This window comes from Niveispirillum sp. (assembly GCF_052437035.1).
Lineage (GTDB): Bacteria > Pseudomonadota > Alphaproteobacteria > Azospirillales > Azospirillaceae > Niveispirillum.
In genome coordinates this window covers 512430-532517 of record NZ_JBQVOH010000001.1, presented here as the reverse complement: position 1 = coordinate 532517, position 20088 = coordinate 512430, and the positions used below count along the sequence as shown (strand labels likewise).

Sequence of the window (20088 nt, the reverse complement as noted above, 5' to 3'; positions counted from 1 at the left end):
TCTCTTCACACGCTCAAAAGGAACTGAACTTGGGGGGTACTTGGCAAAACCGCGCGGCGGTCGCCCGCCGCGCGGTGTCTGCGAGGGATCAAGGCCGGTGAAGGCCCCGGTCCTGCTTACTTGATCTTCGGCAGGGTTTCGAACTGGTGGAACGGCGGCGGGGAGGACAGGGTCCATTCCAGCGTCGTGCCACCGGTATGCCAATAGTCACCTTCGGCCTTGCGACCAAACAACTGCGTGTAGATGGCCATCACGCAGAAGAAGATGGTCGAACCGAAGGAGATATAGGCGCCGTAGGACGAGATCATGTTCCAAAAGTGCAGCGCATCCGGATAGTCGGGCATACGACGAGCCATGCCAGCCAGGCCCAGGAAGTGCTGCGGGAAGAAGATCATGTTGACGCCGATGAAGGTCGTCCAGAAGTGCAGGTGACCCGCCCATTCCGGATGCAGGCGGCCGGACATCTTGCCAACCCAGTAATAGTAGCCGGCGAAGATCGCGAACACGGCACCCAGCGACAGCACATAGTGGAAGTGCGCAACCACATAGTAGGTGTCGTGCATGGCGATATCCATGCCGCCATTGGCCAGCACCACACCCGTGACGCCACCGATGGTGAACAGGAAGATGAAGCCGATCGCCCAGACCATCGGCACCTTGAACTCGATGGAGCCGCCCCACATGGTGGCGATCCAGGAGAAGATCTTCACGCCCGTCGGGACAGCGATGATCATGGTGGCGGCGGTGAAGTAGGCGCGGGTATCGACCGACAGGCCGACCGTGAACATGTGGTGAGCCCACACGATGAAGCCGACGACGCCGATGGCGACCATGGCATAGGCCATGCCCAGGTAACCGAACACCGGCTTCTTGGAGAAGGTCGAGATGATGTGGGAGATGATGCCAAAAGCCGGCAGGATCATGATGTACACTTCGGGGTGACCGAAGAACCAGAACAGGTGCTGGAACAGGATCGGGTCACCACCGCCGGCCGGATTGAAGAAATCCGTGCCGAAGTTACGGTCGGTCAGCAGCATGGTGATGGCGCCGCCCAGAACGGGCACAGCCAGCAGCAGCAGGAACGCGGTCACCAGCATGGCCCAGACGAACAGCGGCATCTTGTGCAGCGTCATGCCCGGAGCGCGCATGTTGAAGATCGTGGTGATGAAGTTCACCGCACCCAGGATCGACGACGCACCGGCCAGATGCAGGGCGAAGATCGCCATGTCGACCGACGGGCCGCTATGGCCGTACTCCGAAGAGGAGAGCGGCGGATACACGGTCCAGCCCGTACCGGCACCGGGACCGACAAAGGCGGAACCCAGCAGCAGCAGGAAGGCCGGAACCACCAGCCAGAAGCTGATATTGTTCAGGCGCGGGAAGGCCATGTCCGGCGCGCCGACCATCAGCGGCACGAACCAGTTGCCAAAGCCGCCGATCAGGGCGGGCATGACCACGAAGAACACCATGATAAGGCCGTGGGCCGTGATGAACACGTTCCACTGCTGACCGGTGTCGGCGCCAAACGCCATCATGTACTGGATGCCCGGATCTTGCAGCTCAAGGCGCATGATCACGGAGAACAGGCCGCCGATAAGGCCCGCCAGCACCGAGAAATACAGATAAAGCGTGCCGATATCCTTGTGGTTCGTCGAGAACAACCAGCGCTTCACAAAGCCAGGCTTGTGATCGTGGTGATCGTGGGCGTGCGCCCCGGTGACAGCACCCATGGTATTACCCTCTCTTCCGAACCGTTACTGCGCGGTCGCTTCAGCGACCTGACGCGGCGCGGAGCCATTGCTGTTGAAGGCCTGCTTCTGCTGGCCCAGCCATTCCTGGAAGCGCTCCTTGGACACGGCCTCGACGGCGATCGGCATATAGCCATGGCCGGTGCCGCAGATTTCGGAGCACTGTCCGTAATACACACCCTCGCGGGTGACGTTGAACCAGGTCTCGTTCAGGCGGCCCGGCATCGCGTCCTTCTTCACGCCCAGAGCGGGAATGGCGAAGGAGTGGATGACGTCGGCGCCCGTGACCAGGACCCGCACATCAACGCCGACCGGCACGATGATACGGTTGTCAACTTCCAGCAGGCGCAGCTGGCCCGGCTGGATTTCATTTTCGGGGATCATCCGCGACTCGAAGGCCAGGCCTTCATGGTCGGGATATTCGAAGCTCCAGTACCACTGATGGCCCGTGATCTTGACCGTCAGCTCCGGATTCGGTGCCTTGTCCATATAGTACAGGACGCGGAAGGACGGGATGGCGATCAGCAGCAGGATCAGAACGGGGATACCCGTCCAGGCCACTTCCAGCCAGGTGTGGTGCGTCGTGGTCGACGGCACCGGATTCGCCTTCTTGTTGAAGCGGATCATCACATAGAGCAGCAGCAGGGTGACGAACACGGCGATAGCGATGATCGTCCACAGCAGGATGTTGTGGAAATCATGCAGCCGCTCCATCACGGGCGAAGCCGCTTCCTGAAAGCCCAATTGCTTAGGCTGCGGCGCACCGACGGCCTTGGCCGCCTCCTGCGCCAAGGCCGAGCCCCCGACCATCGCGCTGAAATACAGGGCCGTCACAGCGGCGCCGATCTTGCTTACAGACATCCCTTACCACTCTCGTCGTTGCCGGAGGTTGTCCCCCGCTTGAGCCAGCCGGACCGCCCGCCCATCCCCTCCACCACCCGCCAATGGCGGTGGGCGGGAAAGTCGCGGCGTGACGCAGACCCGGAACGGATCAAACCGTTTCGGCGGGACACTACACGCGCGTGGGGCTCACGAACAACATATGCGCCACCAGGATGGGGCGCACATATCGTCGCAGACCATACAGGCAAGCACCCATAAACGGCAAGATCGTCCGCCATCCCCGCCCTGCAAGGCCGATGGGCATTGCGTCGCAGGGGGCAGGGCAATTGATCTGGCGCATGGCAGTGCCCGGCAGCCTTGCCAGCGGCGCAGCGCATCGCCATTCTCACAGAAGACCTTATATCCGTTGCCAAGGAAGGCCGCGCGCCATGTCGCTTCTGTCCCAGACCGATGAGATCTTCTTCAATCAGGCCGGCCTCGACCTGGGCCGCACGGGCGGGCTGGTCACCAACGCGCTGCGCGGCGCGGATGATGGCGAACTGTTCCTGGAATATGCGCAGAGCGAAAGCTTCGCCTGGGACGATGGCAAGCTGAAGAGTGCGTCCTTCGATACCAGCCAGGGATTCGGCCTGCGCGCCGTCGCGGATGAGGCCACCGGCTACGCGCATGCGTCGGTTCTGACCGAGGATGCCATCCGCCGCGCCGGCGACACCGTGCGCGCCGTCCATACTGGTCATAGCGGCATGATGGCCGAGGCGCCGATCGGCACCAATCGCCTGCTCTATGCCAGCGATAACCCGCTGGTCCTTGTGCCGTTTGAGGCCAAGGTGAAGCTGCTGGAACAGATCGACGCCTATGCCCGCGCCAAGGACGCCCGCGTGCGGCAGGTCTCCGCCTCCCTGTCGGGTGAATGGCAGGCCGTGCAGATCATCCGCGCCGATGGCAGCCGCGTCGCCGACATCCGTCCCCTGGTCCGCCTGAACGTCTCGGTCGTCGTGGCTGACGGTGATCGCATGGAATCGGGCAGCCACGGGGCCGGCGGGCGCCGCACCTATCAGCAGTTCCTGGAGCCAGAGGTGTGGCAGGGCTATGTCGATGAGGCGCTGCGTGGCGCCCTGATCAATCTCGGCTCCATCGAGGCTCCGGCTGGTGAGATGCCGGTCGTGCTGGGCCCCGGCTGGTGCGGTATCCTGCTGCACGAGGCGATCGGCCATGGGCTGGAGGGGGACTTCAATCGCAAGCAGACTTCCGCCTTCTCCGGCCTGCTGGGTCAGCGGGTGGCCGCCCCCGGTGTCACCGTCGTCGATGATGGTGCCATCGAGGGGCGCCGCGGGTCCATCACCGTGGATGATGAAGGCACGCCCAGCCAATGCACCGTCCTGATCGAGGATGGCATCCTGAAGGGCTACATGCAGGACCGGCTGAACGCCCGGCTGATGGGTGTGAAGCCCACGGGCAATGGCCGTCGCCAGGGCTATGCCCACATGCCCATGCCGCGCATGACCAACACCGTGATGCGCGGCGGCGACAAATCGCCCGACGAGATCATCGCCTCGGTCAAGCGCGGCATCTTTGCTGCCAATTTCTCTGGCGGTCAGGTCGATATCGTCTCTGGCAAGTTCGTGTTTTCCGCCAGCGAGGCCTATCTGATCGAAGATGGCAAGCTGGGTCCGGCGGTCAAGGGTGCCACCCTGATCGGCAATGGCCCCGACTCGCTGACCAAGGTCACGATGATCGGCAATGACAGTTCTATGGACCCCGGCATCGGCGTCTGCGGCAAGGCCGGCCAGGGCGTACCCGTCGGCGTCGGTCAGCCCACCCTGCGGATCGACGGCCTGACGGTCGGCGGCACGAAGGCGGCTTGAGGGTTAGTTTGGCAGAACGTCGCGATGACTGAAGGCAGAGCCCGTAGGTCAGGTCGAGCGCGGCGCGGGAGCCCTGACAGCCTTGGATTGAACGCTTTTTCTGTCAGGGCGGGGCCTTCGCCCCGACCTGACCTACGCCGACACGCCAAAACTAAAAAGCCCGCCGTGTGGCGGGCTTTCTCGTAACTTGGAACCGTTCAGCAGCTTAGTGCAGCTTGGCCGGCAGTTCGCTGATGGCGGCGTCGACCAGCACGCTGTTGCGGGCTTCATCGACATTCTGCACCAGCAGCTTTTCGGTCGCCTGAACGGCAATTTCGACGGCCAGATCGCGGACCTGCTGGAGGGCCAGCGCCTCGGCCTGGGCGATCTTGTCGACGGCCTGCTGCTCACGGCGCTTAAGGCCGGCCTCCAGATCGGATGCTGCCTGGGCGCGGATGCGGGACGCTTCCTCGCGGGCCTGGGCCACGATGGCCTCGGCTTCCTTCAGGGCGTCGCGCTGCTTGCGCTGGAACTGTGCCAAAGCCGCCTGCGCGTCTTCGCGCAGCTTCTGGGCCTGTTCCAGCTCATCGGCGATGCGCTTGCTGCGGGCATCCAAACTACCGAGGATGCCCTTGCCGGCAAGGCGGGCAACACCGACGATGAAGATGACGAACGCAACGGCGTACCAGAAAGTGCTGCTTGCAAACATCACGCACGCTCCTTCAGCACGGATTCAACCGCAGCGTTGGCGGCGTCAGCCGACAGGACGGCACCCGACAGACGTTCCGTCGCGGCCAGGGCGGCCTCGGCGGCGACGCTGCTGAGATTGGACAGCGCTTCCTGCTTGGCGGTCTGGATGCGGGCTTCGGCATCACGGGTCTTGGCAGACAGGCTGGTGCCCAGTTCCGTGTTGCGGCGCGCGGCATCGGCATCGGAAGCGGCCACCGAAGCGGCAATTTCCTTCTGCGCGTTGGCGCGGGCTTCCGACAGAGCCTTTTCATAGGCCTGCATCACACCCTCGGCTTCGGCCTTCAGCGCCGACGCCTTCTCCAGATCGTTGGAGATCTTTTCCTGGCGGGCTTCCAGCACCTCGGCGACGCGCGGCAGCGCCACCTTGGACATCAGCCAGAACAGCAGGCCGAACGTCAGCACCCACCAGAAGACCTGAGAGGCGAAGCTATCCGGGTTGAGCTGCGGCAGGCCCTTCTTGGCATGCTCGGCATGCTCGCCCTCGGCAGCGGCCAGGACAGGCGCCGCGAAGACGATGGCCGTGGCAAGCGCCGCCGAGGCGCCGGCATACAGCCGCGAAAAGCGTTGGACAGGCATAGAAGCACCCATTCACTGCTGACCGGTCCATGAAGGCCGATCACGCCAAATTCCCGTCAGCGCCTTTAAGGAAAAGCTCAAATAAAGGACCATAGGGCCCATAGAGCGACCGCCGCTGTCGGACCTGATACCCGGCAGCGGCGGCGATCCCGGCGCTGAAGCCCCGGCGCCCGAGGGCGCCGGTTCTAAGAAACTGTCCGCCGATTAAGCGAACAGGATCAGGAAGGCGATAACCAGCGCGAACAGACCGGTCGCTTCGGTCAGCGCGAAGCCGATGAAGACGAAGGTCTTGTAGGAGTTCAGAGCGGCCGGGTTACGCGAAGCAGCCTGGTACAGGCCGGAGAACAGGTTGCCCAGGCCGATACCGACGCCCAGCAGGGCGAACATGGCGAGACCGGCACCGATGAACTTTGCGGCTTCAGCTTCCATTTTGAAGTTCCTCTAGGTTGGAAGTGTCTCTTGGAAAAGACGGGTTGGACGTTGGAGATGCTTAGTGCATCTCCAGCGCGTCACGCAGATACACGCAGCTCAGCAGCGCGAAGATGTAGGCCTGAATGCCGGCGACCAGGAATTCCAGGGCGAACAGCGCGACGTTCAGGAGAACCGGGAGCATACCGACCGCAGCCATGCCACCACCAGCGGCGACCATCGACACCGTGAAGCCCGCGAAGACCTTCATCATGGTGTGGCCGGCCAGCATGTTGGCGAACAGACGGATGGACAGGCTGATGGGGCGCACGAAGTAGGAGATCAGTTCGATGGGAACGATCAGCGGCGCCAGCCACAGCGGCGTACCATGCGGCAGGAAGAAGTGGAAGAAGTGCAGGCCGTGCTTCACGAAAGCAACGACGGTGACCACCACGAACACGAACAGCGCCATCGCGAAGGTCACGATGATATGGCTGGTGAAGGTGAAGGAACCGGGGATCAGACCCAGGACGTTGCCGAACAGCACGAAGATGAACAGCGAGAAGATGAAGGGGAAGAACTTGCGGGCCTGCGGGCCGGCATTGTCCCGCACCATCTCTGCCACGAACTCATACAAAAGCTCGGCGATGGACTGCACGCGGCCCGGAACCAGGGCGCGACCGCGCATGCCATAGACCAGCAGGAAGGTCGAGGCCACAACGGCAATCACCATCCACAACGAGGAATTGGTGAAGGACAGATCAAGATTGCCAACCGGCAGGTTGACCAGGCGCTTGATCTCGAATTGCTCCAAAGGACCAGCCACGATGCCCTACTCCCCACCGTCCCGCTTTTGGGACTTGTCGAACCCCGCCGCATACCCCTGACCGGAGGTCAGGCGGTACACATTCATAAATCCGGCGATCGCGCCCAGGAAGATCATGATGATCATCCCCCAGGGTTTACTACCCAGCCACCAATCAATGCCGTAACCGAGCGCAAGCCCGAACAGCACACCAGCAACCAGTTCCACCCCGACACGCAGGCCCAGCGCCATATCACCGTTCGACACGTTCTTGCCACTGGCCCCCGGTTCGGGGTCGGGCAGGTCCATGCCGGCGTTGCGGCGGGCCTCACGCAGGCGTGTATCCAGTTCCTCCAGCGACGGGGGCGGACGCTCATCAGACATGAAGCGGGCTCCCTTCCGCCAGAAGTTGGATACCGTGCGAAAGCGGCGGCACCATACGGTTAGCCCCGGATACTGTCAAGGGTAAGGCACCCCACATTAAGTATTTGAAAATCCTTGATTTCCACCCCGCGCATAGGTCCGATGCCGCAGCGCATCATACCTTTTGCCCGTCAAACCCGCGATTTCGCCCCCGAATTGCCGGTAACGGCCCGCGTTTCGTTACACGAAAGCGCTGTTCATCGCCCCCGCGACCGGTAAGCGTTGATGGCGTCAACCATCTGTTCGGGCGTGCTGCCCTTGGCGAAAACGGTGACGAAGGACCCGTCCGGCGCCAGCAGATAGGCGAAGGTGGAATGGTCCATCAGATACTGTGTGGGGTCCGGTTCGCCTTGCGAACGGGCGTAATAGACGCGGTAAGCCTTGGCCACGGCGGCAATCTGCTCCGCCGTTCCGGTCAGGCCGATGATGGAGGGATGGAACAGCTTCACATAGTCGGCCAGCACGGGTGCGGTATCGCGCTCGGGATCGATGGTGATGAACAGCGGCTGCACGTCGGCGCCGGAGTCGCCCATCAGGTCCATGGCCTGGGCGATGGTCTGCAACTCCGTCGGGCAGATATCGGGGCAGAAAGTGTAGCCGAAGAAGACCAGCTTGAACTTGCCCGCGAAATCCTGATCCGTCACGACGCGGCCATCATGGGTGGTCAGGGTGAACGGCCCGCCGATGCTGGCCGGTGCCACATTGGTGGCCACGCCCCCCGCCTGCCGCTGATCATGGCGGATGGTCATCCAGGCGATGACAGCAGCCATGATCAATCCGACCAGGCACGCCAGCGCCATCCGCACCAACCGATCCCGATTCATCAGCCCTCTCCCGCAAACCATCGGCAATGATATGGTCACCCATAGACGATGCTTCCACAACTTCATAGGGGCGGATAATGGCGGTGCAGTTGGTCCGGTTGGTGATGTTGGTCTTCAGCCTAGCGGCATGCGGTGCCGCCGGGGCGGCGGAAAAGCCGTCCTGCGAGGATGAAAGCTTCGGGTGGAGCCAGACGAACCCGTCGGTGAACCTCCGCCATGTCCTATGCGGGGAAGTGAAAAAGAACGGCGATGTGGTCGGCATGCATAGCCGCGCCATCATCGACACGGCACCGGTGAAGGAAGTGCAGGCCCAGCCGCCGCAGGCCGATGGCGTCTACAGCACCAAGGTGTTTTTTGAGAATGGCAAATCCAAGAACTCCACCTTCTACCCCGACAATTGCGGCGTGGAGCAGGTGACGAACTCCATCCTCTATGCCGTCAAGCATAGCCACGCGCCGGGTAAGCCCTGGGGCAAGCTGGGCTGTTCAGCACCCGCCAAGCCGGACCCGAAATATTGCACCGGGCCGGGCGGGGAACGTTTCGTCATCCGTTTCGCGGAATTTGACGATGGCCGCATCAATACCGCCTTCCCGCAGATGGGCGAAAGCTGCCCGCAATGATCCATGATCCTGCCGAATGGCTGGCCGACTGGCTGCAAACCGACATGGGCGGCGATGCGGACGGCATCGCCGCCTTCATCACCGGCCTGACCGGGGGCGAGCGACCGGAGCGGCGCGTCGGCAACCTCTATGCCGCCAGCGTCAGCGATGACGGATTGCTGCTGGAAAACATCATGCAGGATGATTGGCCGCCGGTTCTGGTCCCGACCGCCATATCCCTGGCGGGGTTGCGAGACCTCAAATAATGGGCTTTGTCGCATGCGCTACGCTTATGCGACCTACGGCGCCATCGTAGGTCGCATAAGGGCCATTGGCCCGCATGCGACGGCCCTACTTCGCCTCTTTGGGCATGTCCTCTCCCGCGGGCTGCGGCAGGAAGAACAGGTTGCGCAGGAAGCCCGGGGCCAGAACGGCCAGCGGGTTGACCCCGACATCCAGCTTGTCGGTCGGCCCCTTCACGCTATAGGTCGCCGCGAACAGCCCCTGCCCTTCCCCGCCCACCAGCAGATCACCCAGCAGCGGGATCACCCCCAGCAGCTTGTTCACGGTAGTGAAGGGCACGATGGTGCCCTGCAGGGCCACATCGTCCCGCTTGATATCGATATTGCCTTCCAGGGTCAGGCCCACCTGCGATCCCGATGTCCGCATCTCGCGCAGGGTGATCCCGTCCTTGTGCCACAGCCAATCCCCCGACAGGCGAGTGAAAGCAATGGGCTGGCCCGACATAAAATTGGCGAATCCACGCGGCGAGGTGGCGGACAGCAGCCGCGCCAGCACAGGCGCGTCCTGCACCTGATAATCGGTCAGGCTGGCCTTGCCGATCAGTGACTGCCCCGGATCATCGGCCTGTGACCGGCCCGACAGGGTCAGATTGCCGCCCTTGATCTGGCTGATGACATCCAGCCCGCGCAAGGTGGCTCCGGCATCATCGGTTTCGGCGACCAGCGTCAGGATGCGGCCATCGGCGGGATCGGGCGCATAGCGCACCCGCAGGAACCCCTTCTCCCCTACCTGGGCATCCAGGTCGGTGCGGTACCAGATATTGGTATCCCGCTCCATCCGGCCCTTGGCCTGACGGATTTCCTTGCCATCATCGCCCATGATGGCCCGGCCCAGGTCAAAGCTGATCGACAGCGGCGTCTTGGGGGCTGCCTCTTCCACGGGATCGGGCGGAATGACCTTGCCGTCTGGCCCCTTGTTCTTGCCCCGGAACGGGCGGACATCAAAACTGTCGCCCTTTACATCGATGGCCAGCCCGCCCTTGCCGTCCGTATCGCGCAGATCGATGCGGGCGTCGCTTTCCCCCAGCTTGAACTGGGTCAACAGCAGGTGCGACAGGCCATAATCCGCCTCGCGCAGTTCCATGGAACCGATGGCGGCCAATTCCTCTGTCGTCACGACAAAGGCGGGGATCAGGATGGGCTTGCCATCCTTGAACTTCACCGTCACCCGGCCCTGGCCCGGCTTGTCCGCTTCCTTCCTCCACTTCATCACATCGATGCGAAGGACCGATGGCGTGATGTCGATATCGGCCTGGATGGTCTGCTGCCGGCCTTCGGGCGTGCGTTCGCTGGTATAGACCATGTCCACGCCCGCCGGCCCGTTCAGCCAATCGGGGAAATCCAGGCGGAAACGGCGTCGCTGCTCATCATCCAGGCGGCCCCGCACCCGCACCTGTGTGCCGATGGGGGCGTCGGCGGGGAAATTCTCCAGCCATTCCACCTGTGCCGGCACGCCGTTCAGCAAGGCCGTGCCCGTCATGTTCAGATCATGCCCCGTAACGGCCAGTTCCAGCACGCCCTCGGTCGCGTCGATATCGGCCACGATGTCGGGCACGGCGACGCCGGTCAGGCTGGCCTTACCGTCCAGCTGCACCATATCCATGGTCAGGGCGGCCACCAGGGGGAAGGCGAAATGCAGCTCGGCCTTGGCCTGTCCCGATGCCTTTCCCGGCACCAGATTGACCTTGGCGGCATAGCCCAGCGGCGGATGGTCCAGTACAGTCAGCGCCGATGACAGCGGCCCTTCCAGAGCCACACGGATATCGATGCGGTGATCATTCTCGGTATCCAGGCCCAGGATGCGGATCATCCCCGGCCCCGCCTTCATGTCCAGCAGGGCGCCATCCTTGACGGCGATATCAAAGCTTTTGCCGTCGAACGTCGCCGTCGCCGACACGTTAGTGACAGGCGGCAGGGGCCGGCGGTAATGGACCGTGAAGCCCGACAGCGCGAACTCCCCCTGCATGGAGGCGACATGGAAGGCCCCGGGATCATCCACCGGCCCCGACCCTTCCAGCTTGAACAAAGTGCGATCAAAGGTGCCGTCGGCCAGATTGCCGACCATCCAGTCGCGCGTATTGTCCTTCACACCCTTGGGCCAGTAGCGATGCAGGTCCGCCATGGGCAGGCCCGTAATCTCGGTCGTCAGGGCCAGTTCGATAGTCTTGTCCCGCTGGCGGGCATTGCCGCTGATGGTCAGGTCGGCGGGACCGGCCATGTCCAGATTGAAACGCGTCAGTTCCAGATGCCGGCCCGCATCATCCAGCGTGCCATGCAGTTCCACCCGGTCAAAGGCCAGCGGTTCCGGCAGTTGATCGGGCAGCGACAGGGTGCCCTTGCCGCCGGTCAGGCCCAGCACGAGGTTCACGGGCGTCAGGTCGGACTTCAGTTCCAGCATGATCGTGCCGGCCAATGTCACGTCCAGCGCGCGTAGCGGATGCAAAACAGGCGCGATCTCCGCAAACTCGGCCGGTACAATGTCCGCCATCCCACTGCGCAGGGTGATGGCGCCATCCTCGGCCCGCCAGGTGACCTCTGCCGCGATCTGGTTGATCTTGGCGCCCATGTCGATATCGGCGGATGCGGTGCCTCGCACCCCACGCACATCGCGGCGCAGGCGCATATCCAGGCGCGGCACCTGCCATGTCGTTTCGGTCGCAAGGTTGGCGACCACCAGCTTGCCCCGCGTGATACGCAGGTCGCGCAGCGCACCCATGGTGGCTTCCGGATCGGGGGGCCGGCGCATCTGGTCGATAAGATCGGCCAGAATCCGGGCGCCCGCTTCGGGGTCTGAACTATCACTGCCGATATCCAGGCGGAAGCCACCATCGGCAGTGCGTTCGGCATAAAGGCTGGGTTCGACCAGATCGATGCGCGTGGGCGCCACCCGCCCGCGCAGCAGGGCCGGCACCGACAGGCCCAGGCGCATTTCCGGCACGGCGGCCAGCAGGGCGCCGCTGACCCCATGCGCCTCCACCCCCTTCACCCGGATATCGATGGGGGTGCCGAACCCGACCCAGGCCAGTTCCGTCCGGTCGATCTCCAGCGTGACCGGCCCTTCCCGCGATAATTCCTGTGTCAGATAGGGGGTGAGGAAATCCACCCCGATAGGCCCCTGCTGCGTCAACCGGAAGGCCAGATACCCGCCCGCCAACAGGACCACCAGCAACAGGCCGGTGACCAGTTCAAGCAGGATAAGGGCAGTGCGACGCAGCATCGATCTCGGTTCTCCGGCGGGGTGCGCCGGGCGTTACGGGCAGCTTGACCTGAACAAGGGTCGGTGGGCAGTCTGGCCCCCCGCCCATGCGGTCCGCTTGGGATAGCCCGGTAGACACCCGATGTTCAATCAAGAATCCCTTCCCCGCCTTGGCGATCCGCAACGTGCCGCCGTCGGACTGGAACATTGGCATGAAGCGGCGGGTCCGGGATGTGATCCCGATCTCGCCGCCTTCGCCCGTTCCTATGCCGCCGATCCCCATGGAAAGCGCGTGCTGGAAGCAGTGTTCGCCAACAGCCCGTTCCTGGGACACGCCCTGGTACGGGAGATGGGTTTCTTCCGGCAATTGCTGGAAATCGGCTTCGATGCGGCCTTTGACGAGCTTGTCCAGTCACTGTGGCGCGATCATGGCGCACAGACCAGCGCGGACAAGCTGATGAAGGCCCTGCGCATCGCCAAGCGCCGCGCCGCCCTGCTGATCGGGCTGGCCGACATGGCCGGCGACTGGCCATTGGAAAAGGTCACGGGCGCCCTGTCCGACTTTGCGCAGGCTACCTTGCAGCTGGCGGTACGCGTGGCGCTGCGGCAGCTGGTTTCCATGGGCCGCCTGATCGTTCCGGACGCCGAGCAGCCCGAAAAGGGCAGCGGTTACATCGTCCTGGCCATGGGCAAGTTCGGGGCGCGCGAACTGAACTACTCCTCCGACATCGACCTGATCGTGCTGTATGACGATGGCATCGTGCAGGTGCCGGACGGGGAGATGACCAAGCATTTCGTGCGGGCGACGCGCGAAATGGTGCGGATCATGGATGAACGCACCGCCGATGGGTATGTGTTCCGCACCGACCTGCGCCTGCGCCCCGACCCTGGTGCCACGCCCGTCGCTGTCAGCGTTTCGGCGGCAGAGGCCTATTACAGCAGCCTGGGCCAGAACTGGGAACGCGCGGCCATGATCAAGGCAAGGCCCGTGGCCGGCGATCTGGATGCCGGCAAAGGCTTCATGGATATCATTCGGCACTTCATCTGGCGCCGGAACCTGGATTTCGCGGCCATCCAGGACATCCATTCCATCAAGCGGCAGATCGGCGCGCACAAGGGCCACCGGGAAAAGACCGTCAACGGCCACAATATCAAGATCGGGCGCGGCGGCATCCGCGAGATCGAATTCTTCGCCCAGACGCAGCAGTTGATCTTCGGCGGCCGCGACCGTTCCTTGCGCACCTGCGGGACCGTGGAGACGCTCTACGCCCTGGTTGCCGCCGACCGCGTGGAACGCCAAGTGGCCGATGACATGTCAGCGGCTTACCGGTTCCTGCGCACCGTCGAACACCGGGTGCAGATGGTGGATGATCAGCAGACCCACCAATTGCCCAAGACCGATGACGGGGTGGACCGTATCGCCGCCTTCCTGGGTTTCCCCGACACCCAATCCTTCCGCGACCGGTTGATGGCGACCCTGACGGTGGTGGAGGATCATTATGACCACCTGTTCTCCGAAAGCCCTGCCCTGTCTGGCTCCGGCAGCCTGGTCTTCACAGGCACGGAAGATGATCCCGACACGATGGAGACGCTGCGCGGCATGGGCTATGCCAACCCGTCCGCCGTGGCGGGGCAGATCCGGGCCTGGCACCATGGCCGCTACCGCGCCACACGCAGCCAGCGGGCGCGGGAACTGCTGACCGAACTGGTCCCCACCCTGCTGGCGGCCTTCGGCAAGACGGCCCAGCCCGATCAGGCCTTCCTGAAATTCGATGAATTCCTGTCCCGCCTGCCGGCGGGGGTGCAGCTGTTCAGCCTGTTCTATGCCAACCCCAACCTGCTGGATCTGGTGGCCGAAGTGATGGGCACCGCCCCGCGTCTGGCCGAACAGCTGGCGCGGCAGCCGCAGGCGCTGGATGCCGTCCTGCTGCCGGGCTTTTTCGGCTCCCTGCCGGGACGCGAGGAACTGGAGGCCGGATTCGACGCCCTGGTCGGTGGCGCGCATTATTTTGAGGAGGTTCTGGACCTCACCCGCCGCTGGACCAACGAGCACCGGTTCCGCGCCGGCGTCCATATCCTGCGCCATGTCAGTGATGCCGACCGTCTGGGCGCCTTCCTGACCGACGTGGCCGAGGTCGGGTTGTCCGGCCTTCAGCGCGCGGTGGAGGAGGAGTTTGCCAAGCGCCATGGCCGCCTGCCCGGTGCGGGCATGGCCATCCTGGGCTTAGGGCGCCTGGGCGCCCGCTCCCTATCGCTGCGTTCCGACCTGGACCTGATCACGGTCTATGAGGTGCCCGACGATGTGATGCAGTCGGATGGGGTCAAGCCCCTGTCCCCCAACGATTATTTCATCAAGCTGACGCAGCGTCTGGTCAATGCCATCACCGCCCACACGGCGGAGGGGCAGTTATACGAGGTCGATATGCGCCTGCGACCGTCCGGCAATGCCGGGCCGCTGGCCGTCAGCTTCGATGGATTCGCGAAGTATCAGCGCGACAGCGCCTGGACCTGGGAACATATGGCCCTGACCCGCGCCCGGTCCGTGACCGGGCCGGACAGTCTGCGCCGGCATCTGACGGCAGAGATCGTGTCGGTCCTGACCCGGCCCCGCGATCCCGGCAAGCTGCGTGAGGACGTGGCCTCCATGCGTGGCCGCATCGATCAGCAGCACCATACGGACGATATCTGGACCGTGAAATATGTGCGCGGCGGCATGATCGATATCCAGTTCATCGCCCAGTACCTGACCCTGCTGCACGCCCCGGAACGCCCGGAAATCATCGACCCCAATACCACCGGCGCGCTGGCCTGGCTGGGCGACAGCGGCTTTATCGATGTGGAGACGGCCAACCTGCTGATCGACGCGCACAAGACCTGGCGCCGCGTGCAGGGCTTCCTGCGCCTGACGGTCGAAGGCGGGTTCGATGCTGCCAAGGCCCCGCCCGGCCTGAAAGCCGGCCTCGCCCGCGCCGCCCTTCCCGATCTGCCCGAAGGCACCCCGTTTGAGGTGGTAGAGAAGGCATTGCGCACCAAGGCCGCCGCCGTGAAGGCCGCGTTCGACCGGATTGTGGGGGCGCCGGCGGGGTGATCCGCTTGTCGCATGCGCTTGCGCTTATGCGACAAAACCCGTCACCCCATGTGGGCCAATTCCCGTTCGCGGTGATTCTCGCGCAGGAAGCGCAGCCATTCGGCCTGGCCCTGGGCGCGGCGTTGATAGACCTCTCGGACACCGTCCAGCAGTTCCAGCCGCCGGCCCAGGATGTCGCCGCCGATTTCCAGCATGCGCAGGTTGGGCCAGGTCTGGGGGCGGATGCGCACCACCTCTGCCAGGGCTTCCACCGCGGGGCGGTCGGGGCGGGCCTGGGCCAGGATCAGGGCCATGGCTGCCGTGGAGCGGGAAATGCCCATATGGCAATGGACCAGCAGATGATCGCCCGCGCCCGCCTCTACCGTCAGACGCTGCCCGAAGGCAAGCACCCGTTCCAGATGCCGGTCCACCGGCGCCATCCGTTCCGGCAGTTCGATGACGATATCGTCGAATCGCAGGTCGATGCGGTGATGCGGCCCGTAATCGTCAAACGCCGTCAGCGGTTCCCGGTCCGGGTCCAGGATGGAGACAAGGTGGGTCACCCCGGCCAATGCATGGCCGGGCAGTTCCTGGATGCCGCAGACGGTTGTGCGGAACGGGACGAAGGCGGGCGATAGCAAATCATTTCTCCGGTGGTACAGACGCAGCAGCCTTGGGCGGCGGATCGGCCAAGCGGGTGATCGACAGGATGGGAATGCGCTGCCCCTCCACCCCGACATGGCCCCAGCCGGCACAGAGCGAGCCGTCGCTGCGCGGAATGAAGGCCAGATCCGGTTGGCTGTCCACATTGAAGACACTGGCCGATGGGCTCAATTCCACGCGGTAGCGCTGTTTGGCGCCCAGCGTGACGATGATCGAGCGGTCGTTTTCCGAGGTCCAGCCATTAATACGGCGCGAGTCGATGCAGGTTTCGCGGGCCTTGTCCGGCGTCGCGGCATCCTCAGAAGCCATGGCGGGGCCGGCACAAAGCAGGGCCAGCAGCGGCAGTAACAGTTGGTGACGCATGATCCCGCGTCCTCCTTCCCTTGCAAATTCCCATACCCCCTGACGGGCATGGTGACGTGGGATCGGGGCGGGATCAAGGCGATGCGCATACAGGCTACCCCTTGCAGGGGCACCAAAACTATCTTTGCGGCGATATCTTTGATATGGGAGGAAGGTTGGTGGGCGCACAAGGACTCGAACCTTGGACCCGCTGATTAAGAGTCAGCTGCTCTACCAACTGAGCTATGCGCCCAACCTTCAACGCGGCGATAAGGGGTGGATTGGTGGGCGCACAAGGACTCGAACCTTGGACCCGCTGATTAAGAGTCAGCTGCTCTACCAACTGAGCTATGCGCCCAATCCACATCCGCTTTCGCGGCCCCGCCAGGGCGTTCACCGTGGCGAGGCGCGCTGTGTAGCAAAGGGATTTCCCCTTGTCGATAGTTTTCGATGCAGGGAATGGTGCTTTTTTCAGCGACCGAGATTTGCACTGACGGCATGCCCCATGACGCTTGGCCTCTGAGCGACCTCAGGCGCCGGGCGCCGCCATCCGGCGGCTTGGCTTGCGCGCCACGGGGCGCGGGCCAGCAGTCGCTGGCCTTCAAGGGTCATGTCCCATGACCCTTGCTGTCACAGATCGCCCAGGCCCCGGCGTGACATACGCACATCCCGGTGGACATGCACCGACATCAGCAGGCCAAATCCCACCATCACGGCCAGCGTCGCCGTCCCGCCATAGGAAATCAGCGGCAGCGGCACACCCACAACCGGGATCAGGCCCATGATCATGGCGACATTGATGAAGAGATAGAGGAACAGGTTGACCGTCAGCCCCAGCGCCAGCAGCCGCCCATACTGATGTCTACATCGCCCCGCGATGACGAAACCGAACAGCAGCAGCAGGCAATACAGCACCAGGAAGCTGACCGACCCGACCAGCCCGAATTCCTCCGCCAGCATGGTGAAGATAAAGTCGGTCTGCTTTTCCGGCAGGAAGTTCAGATGGCTCTGCGTGCCCTGCAGGAACCCCTTCCCCGTCAGCCCGCCCGACCCGAAGGCGATCTTCGACTGCGTGATGTGATAGCCGGTGCCCAGCGGATCGCTGTCGGGGTCCAGGAAGGTCTCAACCCGGTCGCGCTGATAGTCGTGCAGCAGGAACTGCCAGCTGAGCGGGATGGCGATCAGGATGGCGCCGATCACCAGTGCGAATTTCCACCAACGCACGCCCGACAGGAAGAACATGGCCCCCGACGCCATGATCAGCATCAGCGAGGTCCCCAGATTCGGCTGCGCCAACACCAGGGCGACCGGCGCCCCCACGATCAGCAGCGGCACGATCAGATAGGGGATGCGGCCCGTATCCTCCAGCGAGGCGCCATGGAAATAGCGGGCCAGCGCCATGACCAGGGTGACCTTCATGATCTCCGACGGCTGCAACTGCACAAAGCCCAGGTCGATCCAGCGCTGCGCGCCCTTGCCCACCGATCCGAACAGATCGACGCCGACCAGCAGCACCATGACCAGCCCATAGAGCGGGTAGGTCATCTTCATCCAGACGCGGATATCGATCATGCCGATGAACAGCATCAGCGCCAGACCGACGCCGAAACGCAGCATCTGCCGTGACGCCCAGGGATCAATCTGTCCGTTGGCCGCCGAATAGAGCATGGCGAAGCCGACACAGGCCACGATGGTAACCAGGAACACGAAGGACCAGGGAATCTGGGCCAGCTTCTCGGTAAAGGAAAGGGCGGCGCTATCGCTGGAAACGTCCAGGGTCATGGCGTTTCTCCCGCGGGGTTGGGGGCCGGCGGCGTGGTGTCGGTGGAAGGTGGCGGCTGCTGCGCGACGGTGGCGCGCGCCGCCTCCAGCATCTGGCATTCCAGAAGGATGTCGCGCGCAATGGGGGCCGCCACGGCACCGCCGCCGCCGCCATGTTCCACGATCACCGCACAGGCATATTTCGGCGCCTGGACAGGTGCAAAGGCCACGAACAGGGCGTGATCGCGCTCCCGCCAGGGCCGGTTCTCATTCTTGATGACGCCGGAATTACGCTCCGCCATGGAAATGCGGCGCACCTGGGCGCTGCCCGATTTGCCCGCCATCTCCATGCCCGGCACATTGATGCGCGCGCGATAGCCGGTACCGCCCGGTACATTAGTGACGGCGTTCATACCTTTCAGAACGGTGGCCAGATTTTCCGGCTTCACGTCAATGGCGGGCCATTGCGTGGTCTCGGCGAACTGCCCTTCGATGGATTTCAGCAGATGCGGCTGCACCGCCCGCCCGCTGGCCAGCCGCGCCGTCATCACGGCCAGTTGCAAGGGCGTGGTCAGGACATAACCCTGGCCCATGGAGGCGATCAGGGTTTCACCCTGGTGCCACGGCTGCTTCAAGGCTTGCCGCTTCCATTTCGGGTCCGGAATGAGGCCTGGGCGCTCTCCCGGCAGTTCCAGCCCGACCTTGCCGCCCAGGCCGAAACGGCGGGCCATCTCGGCAATGCGGTCCATGCCGATCCGGCCGGCAATGTCATAGAAATAGACGTCGCAGCTGTTCATCAGCGCGCCAACCATGTCCAGCGTGCCATGGCCATTGCGGCTCCAGCAATGGAACCGGTGGCTGCCCAGCTCGATATGGCCGGAACAGAAGACGCGGTGATCGGCATTGACGATGCCCGATTCCAGGGCCGCCAGCGCCGTCAGCATCTTGAAGGTCGAACCCGGCGGATACTGACCCGCGATCACCTTGTTGATCAGCGGCGTGCGTTCATCCTTCAGCAGCGCCTGATAGGCCTCGTACCCGATGCCCATGGCGAACTGGTTGGGATCGAAACTGGGGCTGGAACAGAGCGCATGGATGCCGCCGGTATTCACATCCATGACAATGGCCGCCGCACTTTCCTCCGCCGACAGGCGCTGATGCATATAATGCTGAAGCTTGGCATCGATGGTCAGCGCCACTTCGCGCCCCGACTGACCGGGGTCGCGCGACAGTTCGCGGATCACGCGGCCAACGGCGTTCACTTCCAGTTGGCGGTTGCCGGCGGCGCCGCGCAGGGCCTGATCATACTGTTTCTCGATCCCGCCCTTGCCCACCTTGAAACCGGGCAGGGTCAGCAGCGGGTCGCTGGACCCTTCCACATCCTTCTCAGCCGCCGCCCCGACATAGCCCAGCACATGGCTCAACGCTTCGCCGAACGGGTAGGAGCGGACCTGACCGACATCGATGGACACACCCGGCAGGTCGGGCAGATTGACCTCAATCGCGGCCACCTGATCCCAGGTCAGGTTTTCCTTGATGGTAATGGGCGCGAAGGAGCGGGAGCGCTGGATATCACGCTGGATACGCCTTTCATCCGCCTCGGTCAGGGGGATCAGCTTTCCGACCTCATCCAGGATCTGCTGCACGTCGCCGGCGCGTTCGGAAACGATGATGGTGCTGAAATTCTGCTCATTCACGGCCAGCGGCACACCGAACCGGTCGGTGATCAGGCCGCGGGGCGGCGCCACCAGCCGAAGCGAGATGCGGTTATCCTCCGCCAGAACCGTATAGCGGTCGCTCTCCACGATCTGGAGATAGTAGAGCCGGCCCATCAGCGTGGCCACGGCAGCCCCCTGCAGCCCGCCCAGCACCAGGGTGCGGCGGGACAGCATGCGCTGGCGTTCGGCGTCCCGGTCAAAGGCCGACATGGGTTACCC

General features: G+C 63.7%; 17 protein-coding genes and 2 tRNA genes. 4 read left to right on the top strand and 15 right to left on the bottom strand.

Translation table 11 applies throughout. From position 1 onward, the window contains the following. Positions 1-116 precede the first annotated feature (116 nt). Both ctaD and coxB read right to left on the bottom strand, forming a co-directional pair. Positions 117-1730 carry a cytochrome c oxidase subunit I gene (gene ctaD / locus ACT6Q8_RS02565; RefSeq protein ID WP_054167074.1) on the bottom strand — a complete coding sequence of 538 codons (1614 nt, stop codon included), beginning with the start codon at positions 1728-1730 and terminating at the stop codon, positions 117-119. 24 nt (positions 1731-1754) lie between these two features. Further along, positions 1755-2609, bottom strand: coding sequence for a cytochrome c oxidase subunit II (coxB, locus tag ACT6Q8_RS02560; protein WP_054167073.1), 855 nt, complete (start codon positions 2607-2609; stop codon positions 1755-1757). A 410-nt stretch (positions 2610-3019) separates the two neighbouring features. Here coxB and tldD point away from each other — a divergent pair, with 410 nt between their 5' ends. Further along, complete coding sequence (tldD, locus tag ACT6Q8_RS02555) at positions 3020-4456, top strand: metalloprotease TldD (RefSeq protein WP_444732532.1); 1437 nt, start codon at positions 3020-3022, stop codon at positions 4454-4456. A 205-nt stretch (positions 4457-4661) separates the two neighbouring features. Here tldD and ACT6Q8_RS02550 read toward each other — a convergent pair whose 3' ends face one another. The 6 genes from ACT6Q8_RS02550 to ACT6Q8_RS02525 all read right to left on the bottom strand — a co-directional run bounded on the left by ACT6Q8_RS02550 (position 4662) and on the right by ACT6Q8_RS02525 (position 8221). Beyond that, entirely contained in the window at positions 4662-5144 is a 483-nt protein-coding gene (locus ACT6Q8_RS02550) for a F0F1 ATP synthase subunit B family protein (protein ID WP_054167071.1), read from the bottom strand. Then, positions 5144-5761: a F0F1 ATP synthase subunit B family protein gene (locus ACT6Q8_RS02545; RefSeq protein ID WP_054167070.1), complete on the bottom strand. Its 618-nt coding sequence runs from the start codon at positions 5759-5761 to the stop codon at positions 5144-5146. Before ACT6Q8_RS02545 ends, ACT6Q8_RS02550 begins: the two co-directional genes overlap by 1 nt. Before the next feature lie 204 nt (positions 5762-5965). Continuing rightward, on the bottom strand, positions 5966-6190 hold the full coding sequence (locus ACT6Q8_RS02540) for a F0F1 ATP synthase subunit C (RefSeq protein ID WP_054167069.1): 225 nt from the start codon (positions 6188-6190) through the stop codon (positions 5966-5968). A 61-nt stretch (positions 6191-6251) separates the two neighbouring features. Continuing rightward, positions 6252-6995: a F0F1 ATP synthase subunit A gene (locus tag ACT6Q8_RS02535; protein WP_054167068.1), complete on the bottom strand. Its 744-nt coding sequence runs from the start codon at positions 6993-6995 to the stop codon at positions 6252-6254. 6 nt (positions 6996-7001) lie between these two features. Further along, positions 7002-7358 carry an AtpZ/AtpI family protein gene (locus ACT6Q8_RS02530; RefSeq protein ID WP_054167067.1) on the bottom strand — a complete coding sequence of 119 codons (357 nt, stop codon included), beginning with the start codon at positions 7356-7358 and terminating at the stop codon, positions 7002-7004. A gap of 236 nt (positions 7359-7594) precedes the next feature. Then, positions 7595-8221, bottom strand: coding sequence for an SCO family protein (locus ACT6Q8_RS02525; RefSeq protein WP_444732531.1), 627 nt, complete (start codon positions 8219-8221; stop codon positions 7595-7597). A gap of 77 nt (positions 8222-8298) precedes the next feature. On the opposite strand from ACT6Q8_RS02525, the gene ACT6Q8_RS02520 reads away from it, so the two are divergent. Both ACT6Q8_RS02520 and ACT6Q8_RS02515 read left to right on the top strand, forming a co-directional pair. Continuing rightward, entirely contained in the window at positions 8299-8841 is a 543-nt protein-coding gene (locus tag ACT6Q8_RS02520) for an EndoU domain-containing protein (RefSeq protein WP_444732530.1), read from the top strand. Further along, positions 8838-9086: a hypothetical protein gene (locus ACT6Q8_RS02515; protein ID WP_054167064.1), complete on the top strand. Its 249-nt coding sequence runs from the start codon at positions 8838-8840 to the stop codon at positions 9084-9086. Before ACT6Q8_RS02520 ends, ACT6Q8_RS02515 begins: the two co-directional genes overlap by 4 nt. An 85-nt stretch (positions 9087-9171) precedes the next feature. Here the strand turns inward: ACT6Q8_RS02515 and ACT6Q8_RS02510 are convergent, their stop codons facing one another. Further along, positions 9172-12339: a YhdP family protein gene (locus tag ACT6Q8_RS02510; RefSeq protein WP_444732529.1), complete on the bottom strand. Its 3168-nt coding sequence runs from the start codon at positions 12337-12339 to the stop codon at positions 9172-9174. A 121-nt stretch (positions 12340-12460) separates the two neighbouring features. Here ACT6Q8_RS02510 and ACT6Q8_RS02505 point away from each other — a divergent pair, with 121 nt between their 5' ends. Continuing rightward, complete coding sequence (locus tag ACT6Q8_RS02505; RefSeq protein ID WP_444732528.1) at positions 12461-15406, top strand: bifunctional [glutamine synthetase] adenylyltransferase/[glutamine synthetase]-adenylyl-L-tyrosine phosphorylase; 2946 nt, start codon at positions 12461-12463, stop codon at positions 15404-15406. Positions 15407-15447: 41 nt separating this feature from the next. Here ACT6Q8_RS02505 and ACT6Q8_RS02500 read toward each other — a convergent pair whose 3' ends face one another. The 6 genes from ACT6Q8_RS02500 to mrdA form a co-directional block, all read right to left on the bottom strand. After that, positions 15448-16026: a tyrosine phosphatase family protein gene (locus tag ACT6Q8_RS02500; protein WP_444732527.1), complete on the bottom strand. Its 579-nt coding sequence runs from the start codon at positions 16024-16026 to the stop codon at positions 15448-15450. Position 16027: 1 nt separating this feature from the next. Continuing rightward, positions 16028-16411 carry a DUF6491 family protein gene (locus ACT6Q8_RS02495; RefSeq protein ID WP_054167060.1) on the bottom strand — a complete coding sequence of 128 codons (384 nt, stop codon included), beginning with the start codon at positions 16409-16411 and terminating at the stop codon, positions 16028-16030. A 156-nt stretch (positions 16412-16567) separates the two neighbouring features. Beyond that, positions 16568-16643 (bottom strand) — tRNA-Lys (locus ACT6Q8_RS02490). Between the two features lie 29 nt (positions 16644-16672). Further along, positions 16673-16748, bottom strand: a tRNA-Lys gene (locus tag ACT6Q8_RS02485). Positions 16749-17020: 272 nt separating this feature from the next. Then, complete coding sequence (gene rodA, locus ACT6Q8_RS02480; RefSeq protein WP_054167059.1) at positions 17021-18172, bottom strand: rod shape-determining protein RodA; 1152 nt, start codon at positions 18170-18172, stop codon at positions 17021-17023. Beyond that, entirely contained in the window at positions 18169-20079 is a 1911-nt protein-coding gene (gene mrdA, locus ACT6Q8_RS02475; RefSeq protein WP_054167058.1) for a penicillin-binding protein 2, read from the bottom strand. The genes rodA and mrdA overlap by 4 nt, the downstream gene beginning before the upstream one ends. Positions 20080-20088: the final 9 nt, after the last annotated feature.

Excerpts from the sequence above, each read along its gene's own strand:
- ctaD (WP_054167074.1), bottom strand. The coding sequence starts at position 1,730 with ATGGGTGCTGTCACCGGGGCGCACGCCCACGATCACCACGATCACAAG.
- coxB (WP_054167073.1), bottom strand. The coding sequence starts at position 2,609 with ATGTCTGTAAGCAAGATCGGCGCCGCTGTGACGGCCCTGTATTTCAGC.
- tldD (WP_444732532.1), top strand. The coding sequence starts at position 3,020 with ATGTCGCTTCTGTCCCAGACCGATGAGATCTTCTTCAATCAGGCCGGC.
- ACT6Q8_RS02550 (WP_054167071.1), bottom strand. The coding sequence starts at position 5,144 with ATGTTTGCAAGCAGCACTTTCTGGTACGCCGTTGCGTTCGTCATCTTC.
- ACT6Q8_RS02545 (WP_054167070.1), bottom strand. The coding sequence starts at position 5,761 with ATGCCTGTCCAACGCTTTTCGCGGCTGTATGCCGGCGCCTCGGCGGCG.
- ACT6Q8_RS02540 (WP_054167069.1), bottom strand. The coding sequence starts at position 6,190 with ATGGAAGCTGAAGCCGCAAAGTTCATCGGTGCCGGTCTCGCCATGTTC.
- ACT6Q8_RS02530 (WP_054167067.1), bottom strand. The coding sequence starts at position 7,358 with ATGTCTGATGAGCGTCCGCCCCCGTCGCTGGAGGAACTGGATACACGC.
- ACT6Q8_RS02525 (WP_444732531.1), bottom strand. The coding sequence starts at position 8,221 with ATGAATCGGGATCGGTTGGTGCGGATGGCGCTGGCGTGCCTGGTCGGA.
- ACT6Q8_RS02520 (WP_444732530.1), top strand. The coding sequence starts at position 8,299 with ATGGCGGTGCAGTTGGTCCGGTTGGTGATGTTGGTCTTCAGCCTAGCG.
- ACT6Q8_RS02515 (WP_054167064.1), top strand. The coding sequence starts at position 8,838 with ATGATCCATGATCCTGCCGAATGGCTGGCCGACTGGCTGCAAACCGAC.
- ACT6Q8_RS02510 (WP_444732529.1), bottom strand. The coding sequence starts at position 12,339 with ATGCTGCGTCGCACTGCCCTTATCCTGCTTGAACTGGTCACCGGCCTG.
- ACT6Q8_RS02505 (WP_444732528.1), top strand. The coding sequence starts at position 12,461 with ATGTTCAATCAAGAATCCCTTCCCCGCCTTGGCGATCCGCAACGTGCC.
- ACT6Q8_RS02495 (WP_054167060.1), bottom strand. The coding sequence starts at position 16,411 with ATGCGTCACCAACTGTTACTGCCGCTGCTGGCCCTGCTTTGTGCCGGC.
- rodA (WP_054167059.1), bottom strand. The coding sequence starts at position 18,172 with ATGACCCTGGACGTTTCCAGCGATAGCGCCGCCCTTTCCTTTACCGAG.
- mrdA (WP_054167058.1), bottom strand. The coding sequence starts at position 20,079 with ATGTCGGCCTTTGACCGGGACGCCGAACGCCAGCGCATGCTGTCCCGC.